This is a genomic window from Nocardiopsis sp. iso_40, assembly GCF_056173285.1.
In genome coordinates this window covers 4538424-4551197 of record NZ_CM149666.1, presented here as the reverse complement: position 1 = coordinate 4551197, position 12774 = coordinate 4538424, and the positions used below count along the sequence as shown (strand labels likewise).

12 protein-coding genes are annotated in these 12774 nt (G+C 66.5%); 3 read left to right on the top strand and 9 right to left on the bottom strand.

Annotation, left to right across the window (positions count from 1 at the left end):
- Positions 1-23: 23 nt before the first annotated feature.
- From AC0VYD_RS19725 to AC0VYD_RS19700, 6 genes are all read right to left on the bottom strand, one after another.
- Positions 24-416: a VOC family protein gene (locus AC0VYD_RS19725; protein ID WP_475476948.1), complete on the bottom strand. Its 393-nt coding sequence runs from the start codon at positions 414-416 to the stop codon at positions 24-26.
- 153 nt (positions 417-569) lie between these two features.
- Positions 570-2042, bottom strand: coding sequence for a catalase (locus tag AC0VYD_RS19720; RefSeq protein ID WP_475476947.1), 1473 nt, complete (start codon positions 2040-2042; stop codon positions 570-572).
- Positions 2043-2785: 743 nt separating this feature from the next.
- Positions 2786-3295, bottom strand: coding sequence for an aggregation-promoting factor C-terminal-like domain-containing protein (locus AC0VYD_RS19715; RefSeq protein WP_475476946.1), 510 nt, complete (start codon positions 3293-3295; stop codon positions 2786-2788).
- Positions 3296-3564: 269 nt separating this feature from the next.
- Positions 3565-4092, bottom strand: coding sequence for a hypothetical protein (locus AC0VYD_RS19710; RefSeq protein WP_475476945.1), 528 nt, complete (start codon positions 4090-4092; stop codon positions 3565-3567).
- A 7-nt stretch (positions 4093-4099) separates the two neighbouring features.
- Entirely contained in the window at positions 4100-4897 is a 798-nt protein-coding gene (locus tag AC0VYD_RS19705) for an OmpA family protein (RefSeq protein ID WP_475476944.1), read from the bottom strand.
- 340 nt (positions 4898-5237) lie between these two features.
- Positions 5238-5456: a hypothetical protein gene (locus tag AC0VYD_RS19700; protein ID WP_475476943.1), complete on the bottom strand. Its 219-nt coding sequence runs from the start codon at positions 5454-5456 to the stop codon at positions 5238-5240.
- 800 nt (positions 5457-6256) lie between these two features.
- Here AC0VYD_RS19700 and AC0VYD_RS19695 point away from each other — a divergent pair.
- On the top strand, positions 6257-7375 hold the full coding sequence (locus AC0VYD_RS19695; RefSeq protein ID WP_475480317.1) for a TIGR04222 domain-containing membrane protein: 1119 nt from the start codon (positions 6257-6259) through the stop codon (positions 7373-7375).
- Positions 7376-7790: 415 nt separating this feature from the next.
- A complete protein-coding gene (locus AC0VYD_RS19690) occupies positions 7791-8270 on the top strand; it encodes a hypothetical protein (protein ID WP_475476942.1) in 480 nt (159 codons plus the stop codon).
- Positions 8271-8548: 278 nt separating this feature from the next.
- Here the strand turns inward: AC0VYD_RS19690 and AC0VYD_RS19685 are convergent, their stop codons facing one another.
- Positions 8549-8914, bottom strand: coding sequence for a hypothetical protein (locus AC0VYD_RS19685; protein WP_475476941.1), 366 nt, complete (start codon positions 8912-8914; stop codon positions 8549-8551).
- Entirely contained in the window at positions 8911-9240 is a 330-nt protein-coding gene (locus AC0VYD_RS19680; protein WP_475476940.1) for a hypothetical protein, read from the bottom strand. The genes AC0VYD_RS19685 and AC0VYD_RS19680 overlap by 4 nt, the downstream gene beginning before the upstream one ends.
- A 177-nt stretch (positions 9241-9417) precedes the next feature.
- Between AC0VYD_RS19680 and AC0VYD_RS19675 the strand changes: the two genes are divergently transcribed.
- Positions 9418-9657: a GntR family transcriptional regulator gene (locus AC0VYD_RS19675; RefSeq protein ID WP_191275039.1), complete on the top strand. Its 240-nt coding sequence runs from the start codon at positions 9418-9420 to the stop codon at positions 9655-9657.
- A gap of 88 nt (positions 9658-9745) precedes the next feature.
- Here the strand turns inward: AC0VYD_RS19675 and AC0VYD_RS19670 are convergent, their stop codons facing one another.
- The gene (locus tag AC0VYD_RS19670; protein WP_475476939.1) at positions 9746-12667 is read right to left on the bottom strand and encodes an ABC transporter substrate-binding protein; all 2922 of its coding nucleotides are present in this window, start codon (positions 12665-12667) and stop codon (positions 9746-9748) included.
- Positions 12668-12774: the final 107 nt, after the last annotated feature.

Sequence of the window (12774 nt, the reverse complement as noted above, 5' to 3'; positions counted from 1 at the left end):
TGGAAGCGGGGCGCGGGCCCTGATCAGGGTCGGCGGCCCGCGAGGACGCAGAACTCGTTCCCCTCCGGGTCGGTGAGCACGACCCAGCTCTCCTCGCCCTGGCCGACGCCTGCGCGGCTGGCGCCCAGGCCCAGCAGACGGAGCACCTCTTCGTCCTGCCCCCTGTCGGCCGGGCTGAGGTCGATGTGGAGCCTGTTCTTGACGGTTTTGCCCTCGGGCACGCGCGCGAACGTCAACGTCGGCGGCACCGGGCCCGATGGGGCCTCGGCCCCCTGCCCCGCCGGAGCTCCGATGGTGACGGCCCCGTCCTCCTCGTCCCGCTCCAGCACCTCGTAGTCCAAGGCCGAGCACCAGAACCGGGCGAGCCGGTCGGGATCGGCGCAGTCGATCCCGAGCTCGGTGAACCTACTGGTCATTTCAGGACCTCCTGGGTCGCGGGTCTGCCGAAGCCCCCACGCTAACCGCGGTCCCCGACGGAGAAGGCGCCCCGGGCCGGGGAGGCCGCCCCGGCCCGGGCACAGGGCCCGGCCCCGGGGCGGCCCCCGGCACCCCGCAGGGGCGCCGGAACCCTAGGCGAGCTTGCCCGCCTGGTGGGCCTCGACGGCCTTGCGGACACCCTCGCCGTAGGCCGGGTCGGCCTTCGCGCAGTTCCCGATGTGCCGCTCGACGGTGGCCTCGGAGGCACCGTCGATCGCCCGGGCGGTGTTCTCGAACAGGGCCTGCTGCTGCTCCGGGCTCATCAGGCGGAACAGGTCACCGGGCTGCTCGAAGTAGTTGTCGTCGTCCTCGCGGTAGTCGAACCGGTCGGCGGTCGAGCCCACGGCCAGCGCCGGCTCGGCGTATCGGGGCTGCTCGCTCCAGCGGCCGTAGGAGTTCGGCTCGATACCGGGGACGCCGCCCTGGTTGCCGTCCACCCGCATCGCACCGTCGCGGTGGTAGGTGTTGACCATCCGGGCGCCGCGCGGCTGGTTCACCGGGATCTGGTGGTGGTTGACGCCCAAGCGGTAGCGGGCGGCGTCACCGTAGGAGAACAGGCGGCCCTGGAGCATGCGGTCGGGCGAGATGCCGACGCCCGGCACGATGTTGGCCGGGGTGAAGGAGGCCTGCTCGACGTCCGCGTGGTAGTTCTCCGGGTTGCGGTTGAGCTCGAACTCGCCGACCTCGATGAGCGGGTAGTCCTTCTTCGACCAGACCTTGGTGAGGTCGAAGGGGTGGAAGCGGTAGTGCTCCGCGTCCGCCTCGGGCATGATCTGGACGTAGAACGTCCACTTCGGGTGGTCGCCGCGCTCGATGGCCTCGTAGAGGTCGCGCTGGGAGGACTCGCGGTCCCCGGCGATGACCTCGGCGGCCTCCTGGTCGGTGAGGTTCTTGATGCCCTGCTGGGTGCGGAAGTGGAACTTGGTCCAGAACCGCTCACCGGCCTCGTTGACGAACGAGAAGGTGTGCGAGCCGAAGCCGTGCATGTGCCGGTAGCTCGCGGGGATGCCGCGGTCCGACATGACGATGGTGACCTGGTGCAGGGCCTCGGGAAGGTTGGTCCAGAAGTCCCAGTTGTTCTCCGCCGAGCGCATGTTGGTGCGCGGGTCGCGCTTCACGGCACGGTTGAGGTCGGGGAACTTCAGCGGGTCGCGGAAGAAGAAGACCGGGGTGTTGTTGCCGACCACGTCCCAGTTGCCCTCCTCGGTGTAGAAGCGCAGGGCGAAGCCGCGGATGTCGCGCTCGGCGTCGGCGGCACCGCGCTCACCGGCGACGGTGGAGAAGCGGAGGAAGACCTCGGTCTCCTTGCCGACCTCGGAGAAGAGAGCGGCCTTGCTGTACCGGGTGATGTCCCTGGTGACCCGGAAGGTACCGAAGGCACCGGAACCCTTGGCGTGCATACGGCGCTCGGGGATGACCTCGCGGTCGAAGTGCGCGAGCTTCTCGAGGAACCACAGGTCCTGCAGCAGCATGGGCCCGCGGGGTCCGGCCGTCAGGCTGTTCTGGTTGTCCGCGACGGGGGCGCCGGCGGCTGTGGTCAGCGGATCGGTGTTGTCGTGCGACATTGCTACCTCGTCCTCGATCTCTGTGGCGCTGCGCTCTCAGAGCCGGTCATGCGTGGGCCTCGGTGCCGGGGCGGGCCCGGACCTGCGTCCGCGCGGTCCCGAGCCGGACCCCCGGCCTGCGGCGAGCCGTGGCCCGTCGGCCGGGGAGACGGCCTCGTCCTCCCGGGCCGGTCGCTCCGGAGGCGGAGCACCCATGGCGAAGCCCTCCCGGGGAGGGCCTGTTCCCGGCTGGCGCATGCGCCCATTGAAACACTTTTCTGGAATAACTCCAATCTAGGAGGTCATGCTGGTGGCCCGTAGCGCCGAAGGTCCCCGTTCCGACGACAACAGACCCTTGACCGGTCGCCCTGCCCGGGTACGGGGAGCCGGGCAGGCCCGCACGGGATGCATGAAAGCACCCCCTCCCGAACCTCCGGGGAACCCGGCCTGAACGGATCGGGAGGCTTCGGAGGAGGACGTGGGGGTGCGTGGACCGGCCGGCCGAAAGCTCCGGTACCCGCCGGTTCGGGGAGGCGGATCCGGCCGTCGACGTCGTCGCCTCGTTCGTGGTCGGCTACGCGCCGGGCCTGCTCATCACCGACTGCGTCCACCGGTCCGGCCGGTACAGAGGCCGGAAGGTGGCCACCATCGCGGTCGGGTCCTCCACGGCCTCGGTGGCCTCCACAGCCGTGGTCGCCGAAGCCCTCGACCTGAGGAACACCCGGCTGACTCGTCATCGGGGTGGTGCGCGTCCCGTCAGGGGGCTAGTACGTCCTGGTGCTCTGCCAGTAGTCCCAGGCCTCGCAGGGGGTGCCGTAGGTCTGCTGGATGTAGTCCAGGCCCCAGTCGATCTGTGTCGACGCGCTGTCCCGGAACCCGGCGGGCATCTCACCGTGCAGTGCCGGGTTGAAGCCGACGATCCCGCGTGCGCCCGTCTGCTGGTCGAGCACGTTGTGGTCCCAGGCCGACTGCTGTGACCACAGGTTGTCCAGGCAGGTCCACTCCTGGTCGGTCCAGTTGTACGGGTCGGCGGAGGCCGCCTGCATCCCCAGGTTCTTGTTGTCACTGAGGTTGGCGTTGTCGCCCGTGCCCCACTCGTACTCCTCTGGTTCCTCCGGGCGGTCGTGGTCCACCCAGGTCTCCTCCCCGCAGCCGGGGCCGTTGACCAGGCAGACCATCTGCCGGACACCTTCGTTGAAGGTGGAACTCACTTCCGAGGCGTAGACGGTGGTGATGATCAGTGCGGCCAGGATCGCTGCGGCCGCTGTCTCCACGAACCCCGCTCCGCGGTCCCGCTGGTTCCCGGCTTCCGGCCGTAGCCAGCGCAAGGGGCTGCCGACACCTCGGCGGGTGGCGATCCGCGGCGGGCGCCCCCGCTCGTCAGTGCGGTTGGGCGGCCGGTTCGGCGAGGGCCGTCGGGGATCCCCGAGCTCAGGGTGGTGGGGGGTGGTCAACTCCGCCTCCAGAAGAGTCCAGGAGTGGGGGTGTGGTCGGGGTGGCGTGCGTGGGGGAGCGTGGGGGCGCGTCAGGAGTCAGGAGAGAGTCAGGAGATGGGGATGTCCTCGATGGGCTCGAACCCGGGGATTTCAAGGTCGATGGAATCAACGTCCTCGGGCACAGAGTACATCGACCAGTAGGCGACCTTTTCCCCTGGATCTATGATGGTCTGAACTTCCAGGGAAGTATCTCCAGAGCAAAGACAATTGCCATCTATGTCCATGAGGGGATGGTATTTTGTGCTTGCCTCGGGCGATGTTGCTGTGACGCCGGAGTAAGAGGCGTGGCTCTGGTATGTGTAGGTTCTTCCTGAGGGCCACGTAAATGAGACATCTGCATCACCATTATTCTCAATGCTCCAGGTTACGGCGAGAAGTGATTTTGATTTGTTCTTTTCTGCGGAGTGAACTTCTGCAGAAAGGCCAGAGCTGATGGAATCATTGGATTCTGCCGTTCCAAGGGACTCTAGATCTTCGGTCTTGGGGGCGGGGATGGCGTTCGCCCCTGAAGTTATAGCCAGGGGAAGTGTTATTGCAATAGTGGCAATGCTTAAGGTTCGAGTTTTTTTGCTCATTGCTGTCCTATTTCTCAAATGTCACGCTGACGCGACGGTTTCGTTCGCGACCTTCTTTGGTCTCGTTGTCAGCAATGGGGTCTGCGGACCCATGGCCCTCCACGTTAAATTTTATTCCTCCTCGAGTAATGAGTTCATTCAAAGTAGTTTCAACGCTTTCCGCGCGTTCTCGAGAAAGCGGAATATTGATGGTGTCATTTCCAGTGTTGTCCGCATAGCCATCTACGGATACTGTGGAGGAAGTTGCGTCGTCAATTTCCCGGGCCACTTGCTCTAGAATTTCTTGGGCCTCATCGTTGAGGTCGGAGCTATTGGTGCTGAAAAGAACATCTGCGGATAGGATGATGCTGATCTCATCCCCGCTCTCCGTGCGCCCAGTCTGGTCTTCTTTGAGGCTTTCAGAAATTCGAGTCAAATCGAGCACTTGAGGGTCACTTAGGTTGGTGCTCTCAATCGACTCCGAAGAGGTGCTAATCGGAATGTCAAAAAAAGGTGGAGTTAGGGGAGTGGTTACAGTCATTCTTTCCAAGTTTTCTGGCGCTTCGGGAAATATTACCCATAAGGTTTCAGTGGCGCCAGGGTTGAGGGGGCCTTCCAGTTCATTGCAGAAACAACTTCCGTCGCTGTGGTCATAGCTTATATAGCGCTTTTGGTTTACGCCATCGATGAGGCTAATCCCACTTGCCGTGAACATGTCAGAAGGCTCGGATAGGCCAAAGCCGATATCAAATTGTTCGAGCGAGCTGTTTGTGACTCCGATGCGGAGGCGTAGGAGGTTGTTTTCTAGCCTCTCTAGGGAGTGCACGTCGATCTGGAGATCTGATCCAATACTAGTCGAGGTAGATATCGAGCTTGCCAGCGTTTCGATTTTTTCATTACCTGAATTGCCAGTTGATTCATTTGGAATGGTGGCTGGATTTTTGCTTGGGTCATCCTGAGGGGTGTCTGAGCTAACTACGCAGCCAGAGGAAGAAATAATGGCAAGGGCTATCGCTGTGGCTGGCCATCGGCGTCTGTTCCCTTTTCTAAGGGGTTCGTTCCTTGGGGGTCGCAAGTCTTTCCTTTATGTTTGCGATTTTATTGTTTGCCTTGTTTTCTGGGCGTCGATGGCTCTTTTTGGGGTTTTGTGTTGCAATTTTTTGATTTTAGCCTTGCTCAGTGTCAAATATTCTGGTAATGGTTTTCATGATTCCCTGGGATATTCTGGCTTCAATTCCGATAGCCATTACTGCGCCAGCGATCGCGACAACAAGAACGAGGACAGCGGCGTACTCGACGAAGCCGGCGCCCTTGTCCCTGTCGTGTCCAGGCCGCGGGAGGGTCAGGGCGCTGAGGGTCACCCATATCTTGTGCAAGCTGTTCATGGAGTTAGCTCCTGGGGGAGATGGTTTTCTTCGCCACGGCAGAGCGGTTGTTGACCGGTGGATCTGGGGCCTGACTTCATCGCTGACCTGGGGCCAACCTCGGGACCACGAACCCCACTATCGGATCAGCGTGGTCGGTTGCCCCTTGCCTTGACCGGATGTGGCCATGCAACTTGTGCGTCCCGCTGTCCCTGTAGGTCTTGGCGCTCTCCCTGAAAAACGGAGACTTCCCAGGTGGGAGCTGGTTTCCAAGGGGTGGGTCTGCATGATTCGGCCGCCAGGGGTAGCGATCTGTGTTCAACGGGTCACCATGATTGCATGTTGCCTCGGTCACCGTCATGGATGGGCGTGAAAGCCCGGGCAACCGAGAGCCTGGCCTGCTCATAGTGTTGAATTGTTCGGGTCCCATGATTCTCTCCCCTTGCGCCAAGCCCTACACCGGCCCTCGGTCAGAAGGGGCACCACTCGCTCTGTGTGGCCTGAGCAGCTTCGGAGGTCTCGGAGACCCTGTGGGCCCGGGCGGGTGGTGCGCAGAGCCCGGAGGCTGGGGGTTCCCATGTTCCCCGCTTCTCCTGTGGGACACCGCAGAGGTCAGCCGAACACGAGCCTCCCCCGTAGCCCGCCCCGTCCCGAACGCCCCCCCGCGCGCCTCCCGGCCTCCCCGTCTGTTCCTCGGCCGCTCCTGACCGCTCCCATCGCCCCATCCGCTTCCGCCCAGCCCCCGCCTGCCCCACTCGCCTCATCCCATCCGGCCCTCTCCCACCGGCCGACCTGACAGAAAGGCCCCGAACTTGAACGCCATGTTGCTGATCCCCCTCCTGGGGGCGCTGCTCGGCCTGGCCGCTGGCGCTTTCCCGTTCTTCAGGGTGTTCACCGCGAACCGGTCGATCAGGGCGGAGGTCGCCGTGGTCCCCGAACCGAAGCTCCCGCTGACCCCTGAGGACCTCACTCCAGCGGAGCTCGCCTACCTGGTGGGCGGCGCCACCCGGGTCGGGGAGGTCGCGTTCATGGACCTGTTCCTCTCGGGGCGCATCCGCCGCCAGGTCCGCGGTGGTTTCTTCACGCTCGTGGGCCCCTCGAACGCCTACGTCACCGAGAAGGACCCCGTCCGTCGGGACCTGGTCAAGGCGTTCAGGGACCGGACCGGCCTGACTGCGCGCGGGCTCATCCAGACCGCCACGTCCAGTCGGGGCATCGACCGGGTGCGGGAGAAGCTCGCTGAACGACACCTGATCGCCCGCTCCGAAGGGCTCGCCAAGGCACTCGCGGACTTCCACAACGGCGGGTGGGTCTCCCGCGTCCTCGCCTATTCGGGTGTGGCCCTGTTCGCCGTGGGGGTGGTGCTGACGAACGCCTACGAGCGGGACGCGTGGACGGTCGCGCTGGCCATACTGGGCGGTGTGCTCGCGGTGCTGGGCGGTCTCGCCCGGGGTCTGTACCTGGGCTACGGAGGCCGTAACGCCTCGACCGCGACCGCTGCCGGGAAGCGGCTCCTCGGGGCGGCGTCGGACACCTACGAGGCCACCGCCGCTGAGGGGCGGACGATGGAGCGCGAGGAGGCGCTGCGCTACACCGCTGTGCTCGGGATCAGCCGGATGGGTCGTGAAGCCTCACCGAGAGACCGGGGACGGGACGGTTCCGGCGATGACGCCGTTCGCGTCGTGACGCACACCGGTTCGGCTCAGGTGCTCGAAGAGAGTCCGCGAAGGGTCGGGGAACAGACCCCGGAGCCGCGCGAGGGCTTCGAGCTCGACTGGGGCAGCCTTTGCGAGATCGCTGACCTGTGCGCGGTGGACGGGTCCGGTTCTGCTTCCAGCGGCGGTTCCTCGGGTGGCGACAGCGGTGGAGGGGGTTTCTGGGGAGGCGGTGACTCGGGTGACTCCGGTGGAGACGGCGGTGGCGGCGGTGGCGGTGACTGAGCCGGCGGGCTGCGAAGGGCTTCCACCGTCGGTCCGGCTCCCATGACCCACCCGGGATTCCAGAAAGAACGTCGAAGAGTCCGATGGTGTCCGCTTTATCTGCCCCAACGGCCTCGAGGTTCGCTTTCGGGTCCTCCTAGGTCCCCGGGGAGAGCGCCGAAAACCCTGCCGAGGGTCCGTATCGAACCCCCTATGCGGATGGTGCATAGGGGGCTCCCGAGTCAGGTGCACGAGATCGGAATAGCCTTCGACAGAACCCATCGGGCGTATCGCCGGGAGGGAACGGCATGGGTTTCCTGAGTCCGAAGCGTGACTGGTGCGGGGAGGGTGACGGGGTCTTGGGGGCCACCAACCCTTTTGCCGGCGGTGTGCATGACGGGGGACTGGCAAGCGGTTCGGGGTCAGGTGAGAGCTGATGACGCCACGAGGCACCGCCCCTGCACCGGCCGTACTTCTGTCCGTGCTCCTGGTTGGCTGTTTCGGGACCGAAGAGGTCCCCGAACCCCCTGCTGAGCCCACCGCGGAAGCCGATCCGAGCCACTTCGAGGAGCTCTCCGGCGCCGAGATTCCCGACTCCGCCGAGTCGTTCGAGGTGTTCTCCGTCGGTGACGTCGATTCGCTTCCGACGTATGTCGCCACCTTCACCCTGCCCAGTGAGGAGGAGGCCGGAGCCTTCTGCCAGAGCGGAGACATCGGTAACCACCGTGTCGTGTCCGGGGGTGAATTACCCAAGGAAGAGCACGAGCGGCACTTCATCGGGGAAACGGAACTCGTTGAGCCTCGCAGATGCTCGTCAGCGAAGCAGGGTGAGAACGTCGACCGCAGTGTGGTGTTCAGCTTTCCCGAAGGAGAGCGGGTTTCGGTGTGGGCCGTAACAGAAGAGGTCGGCTGGTAGAGGTGACTGCGGTCCCGCCCCTGCGTTCAGCCCGCGACCCGCACGGGTTTCGTGTCCGTTAGTCAGCGCCGCCGTGTTCCTGCTTGCCGCGCCGACCGCGTGCTCTTCTGACACCACGGAATCTTCTGCCAGCACAGCCTTCTTCTGACGTCACGGCCACCTTCTCCGAAGTCTCCGGGGAGGTTGGAGAAACCCCGTCAGGGGCCGTGGCCCGGCGGGGAGGGGACTCCCGGCCGGGCCACGGGTGTTCTCGGAGGGTTCGGTGCTCCTGGGAGTGTTCAGCGTTCCCAGGGCTCGGGCAGCGGGTAACCGGAGGCCAGGGCGGCTTTCAGCAGAGCCCAGCGGTCCCGGGCCCTGCACAGGGCGCGCCAGCAGGGGACGTTCTCGCCGGTTGCCCGGAGGGCTTCGGACAGGGCGTCGTAGTGGTCGGTCACCTCACGGGCTTCCATCGTGCCGCCGCCCAGCCGGGTGGCCCAGCGCAGGGGGAGTTCGTCGCCGGAACGCAGGAGGCCGTCGAGGTGTCCGAAGACCGCGTCGGCCGAGATCAGCCGGGTGACGGCGTCGTCGGGCAGGCCGGGGTCGTTGAGCAGCCGGGTGAGCCGGTCCGCCAGGGCGTCTGAGCGGGTGTCGGTGTGCTGGTTCATGCGACCAGCCCCCGAAGGGTGGACCGGTGGCGTTCCCAGGCCCGGTAGGGGCCGCGCACGATCTCGGCCTGGGGGTGGGCCGTGGCACAGCTGTCCTCGACGGGTCGCCTGGGCGCGGGAACCGAGGGGGCGGGCGCCGGGGGAGCGGGTTCGACGGGCTCGGGCCGGGTGAGTGCGGGCTCGGCGGGCCTGACGGGTAGGGCGTACCGGCGCACTCGGCGGGAACGGTTGCGCCGGGCTTCGGCTCCCAGTTCCCACAGGTAGCCGCACGGACTGGTGTGCGTGCCCTGTGTGGGCCGCGTGAGCCTGACGATTAGGGACAACAAGGCAGTAACGTATGACACGGCAAGCGCTCCGTTCGCTTGTCCGGGCCCGGGGTGTTGGTAGCACCGCCGGGCCGCTTCATGAGTAGGTCAAGGTCACATCATAGCTAGGTGTACTACCCCTGACTACCCCCGTGGGTGGCTATGGCTAGACATAGGTGGCTGGCTAGGTTCGTTTCTATGCCCGCCATCGACCGCGAATCCCCAGTTCCGCCCTACGTCCAAGTCGCCAACGCGCTGCGTGCGCGCATCGACAGCGGAGAGATTCCGCCAGGGCGTGCCCTGCCTTCCCTGGTCAAGCTCGAAGACGAGTTCGGTGCTGCCCGGGACACCTTGCGCAAGGCCGTGCAGGTGCTCAAGGACGAAGGCCGCGTTCAGACGGTGCGGGGGATGGGGGTCTTCGTTCTGCCGCTGGAGTGATCCGGGCGGACCATCCCGTTCACGGAGTGCTGAGCCGGGAGGCGGACCCCGCCCCGCCCGTAGGAACGGGCAGGGCGACCCAAGGGCCCTACTTCCAGAAGACCTCGCTGAGGTCCTCGTGGCCGGGCAGTGAGCCCATCGTCGGGGGTTGCACGTTTCCCGAGAACACGACTACCGACGGTGAACTGGCGATCGGCAGGCCCGGCAGCACCTCCATGATCTGCTCGTTCAGGTCCTCGTGGGCGGCGGTACGCGCGCCCGCCTCCGGGAGGGCAGCGGCCTCGGCCATGGCCCCGAAGAGGTCCTCGTCCTCGAACCCGAACATGGGGGTGTGCCCGGAGAAGTAGGGGCCGATGAAGTTGTGGGTGTCGTTGTAGTCACCGGTCCACCCGTGCAGGTACAGCTCACAGTCTCCGGCCTGGACACTCTCGACGTAGTCGTTCCACCGCTGGGCGACCGGCTCCACCGTCACGCCGACGGCCTCCAGGTCCCGGGTGATGAGGTCCTGGATCTCCTCCGGGGCGGACATGTAGGGGCGGGTGATGTCGTCCGGATAGCAGAACTCGAGTGTCAGATCCTCGTGGCCCGCGTCCGCGAGCATTTCCTGGGCCGCTTCCGGTGAGTGTTCGATGGCCCGCACATCCGGGGACCAACCGTTGACGGCCCGGGGCACGAACTGGGTGGCGACCTCGCTGCCGTAGGGCATGACCGCGTTGACGATGCGCTGGCGGTCGACGGCCCGCGCCAGGGCCTCACGGACCTCCGGAACCTTGAGGGCCTCGTGCGCCTCCTGCTGGTAACCCAGGTAGAGGAGGTCGTACGGGTCTCGGGAGGGCACCTGGAAACCGGCCTGCACCAGTGGTGCCCTGTCCTCCGGGTTCGTGAGCTCGTAGCCGTGGATCTCTCCGGACTCCAGCGACTGACGGCGGGTGGCCTCGTTGCCGATGCTGCGCATGACCACGGTGTCGATCCCCGGGGAGCTGTCCCTGTGGTCGTCGAACCGCTCCAGGGTGACCACCTTCTGTATGTGGTCCCATGCGGTGATCCGGAACGGTCCGCTCCCGGCCATGATCTCCGGGTTCGAGGAGTAGTCGGCGAGAGGGCCCATCAGCGACTCGTCGGCAACCTCCGCCACGCTGGAGGGGCTCATGATGCCGAAGGAGGCGAGTGTGAAGCCGCCGGGGAGGGCCGGTCGGTACTCGTCGACGGTGATGACCGCGGTCAGGTCGTCGGCGGCCTCGCAGAGGACGTAGTTGGATTCCGGCAGGTCGGCGTTGATGTTCTCGGCGAACCCGCCGAACACCGACTGCCAGTGGTAGGTGTACCTGGACTGCTGGTAGATGCCGGTGAGGTTGTACCAGCGGTCGAAGTTGGCGCAGACGGCTGCGGCGTCCAGTTCCTCGCCGTCGTGGAACCGCACGCCCTCACGCAGGTGGAAGGTCCACTCGGTGCCGTCGTCGGAGTGCTCCCAGTCCTCGGCCAGACCACCGACGATCTGGCCGTCGGCGGGGTCGTGGCGCAGCAGGGTCTCGAACACCTGCCGGCTGTAGCGGAAGGTGGTGCTGTCCGTGGCCAGCGCCGGGTCGAGGCTTTTGATCCGGTCGGAGGTCGCGAAGACGAACGGCTCGGACTGGTCCTCGGCGGCTCCCTCCAGGACCTCGGCTCCCTCCCCGCCGTCGGCCGCTTGTCCTTCTTCGCCGTCGCGCAGCAGCAGCCAGCCGGTCACGCCTCCGATGAGGAGCAGAGTGGCCGCGGCGGCCACGAGCCCCAGCAGCAGGCGTGAGGTGCCTGACTTGGCGGAGTTCGGCAGGGGAGTCGAGGGGGTGCGGGAGTCCGGGGAGGAAGAATCCGGCAGGGGAGCAGACGGAACGTGGGAGTTCGGGGGAGGAGAGCCCGGGGGCGGGCCGTGCGGGTGGGGAGAGTCCTGCGGAGGCGGCGGTGCCTGTGGGCCCGACCGGGGCGGGGAGTGCGGCCCGGACGGGACAGCGGTGTGTGACCGGTCGGGTGCGGCATCGGGTGGCGGGGCGTGGGGGCCCGGAGAGGACCGTGTGGCCGGAGAGGGCTGGGGGGTCGAAGAGGTTGACGAGGCCGGGGACACGGACGCCCCCGTCCAGTCCCTGGCGATGAGCGTGTTGACCATGGTGGCCATCTCGTCCGGCGAAGCCGGTGCGGGACCCGCCTCGGCCTCCCCCGCCAGGCTCCGGACCAGCTCCGCCGCGCTGGGCCGGTCCCCGGGGTCCTTGGCCAGTGACCGGGCGACGACCTCCCGCAGGTCCTCCGGAACCCCGCTCAGGTCCGGCTCCTCGCTCAGCAGCCGGAACATCAGCTCCTCGGCCGAGCCCCTGCCGAACGGCGGCCGCCCGGTCACCGCGTAGACCACCAGCGCGCCCCACGAGAACACGTCGGCCCCGGGCCCGGCGCCGCCCCGGAAGCGTTCCGGGCTCATCCAGCCGGGGGAGCCCATCAGCCCGCCCGTCCTGGTCAGCTGGGTGCCGTCCAGGGCGTGTGCGATCCCGAAGTCGAGCACCTTCGGCCCGTCGGGGGCCAGGATCACGTTGGACGGCTTCAGGTCCCGGTGCACGATCCCGGCCGAGTGGATGGCCGCGATCGCCTCCGCCATACCCGCGGCCAGGACCCGTGCCTTGGCCTCGGGCAGGGCCCCCTCCGACCGCACCCGCTCGTTCAGGGTCGGTCCTGGGAGGAACGCCGTCGCGAACCAGGGCTGTTCGGCGGAGGTGTCGTAGGCCAGGACCGAGGCGATGCAGCGCGCCCGGATCCGGCTCATCAACTGGACCTCGCGGGTGAACCGCTGGCGGAAGTCCTGGTCGGCGGCGAACTCGGGGCGGATCACCTTCACGGCGACCCAGTGGCCGTCGGGGGACAGGGCGGCGTAGACGACACCCATCCCGCCCGCGCCCAACCGGCCCCGGAGGTCGAACGGTGGGACGGTCCGCGGGTCGGCGGGTTCCAACGGGGTCATCGGGGGTGTGTCGGGGGAGGGGAGGGGCACGGCCTGCCTTCTTGACCGGGAACAGGGGGTGCGCTGGGTTCAGGGGCGCTGGGTGTGATGCCGGAATCAGTCAACCAGTTCTCCCGCGCCCCGGACAGCCCGGATTC

Excerpts from the sequence above, each read along its gene's own strand:
- AC0VYD_RS19725 (WP_475476948.1), bottom strand. The coding sequence starts at position 416 with ATGACCAGTAGGTTCACCGAGCTCGGGATCGACTGCGCCGATCCCGAC.
- AC0VYD_RS19720 (WP_475476947.1), bottom strand. The coding sequence starts at position 2,042 with ATGTCGCACGACAACACCGATCCGCTGACCACAGCCGCCGGCGCCCCC.
- AC0VYD_RS19710 (WP_475476945.1), bottom strand. The coding sequence starts at position 4,092 with ATGAGCAAAAAAACTCGAACCTTAAGCATTGCCACTATTGCAATAACA.
- AC0VYD_RS19700 (WP_475476943.1), bottom strand. The coding sequence starts at position 5,456 with ATGAACAGCTTGCACAAGATATGGGTGACCCTCAGCGCCCTGACCCTC.
- AC0VYD_RS19695 (WP_475480317.1), top strand. The coding sequence starts at position 6,257 with ATGTTGCTGATCCCCCTCCTGGGGGCGCTGCTCGGCCTGGCCGCTGGC.
- AC0VYD_RS19690 (WP_475476942.1), top strand. The coding sequence starts at position 7,791 with ATGACGCCACGAGGCACCGCCCCTGCACCGGCCGTACTTCTGTCCGTG.
- AC0VYD_RS19685 (WP_475476941.1), bottom strand. The coding sequence starts at position 8,914 with ATGAACCAGCACACCGACACCCGCTCAGACGCCCTGGCGGACCGGCTC.
- AC0VYD_RS19675 (WP_191275039.1), top strand. The coding sequence starts at position 9,418 with ATGCCCGCCATCGACCGCGAATCCCCAGTTCCGCCCTACGTCCAAGTC.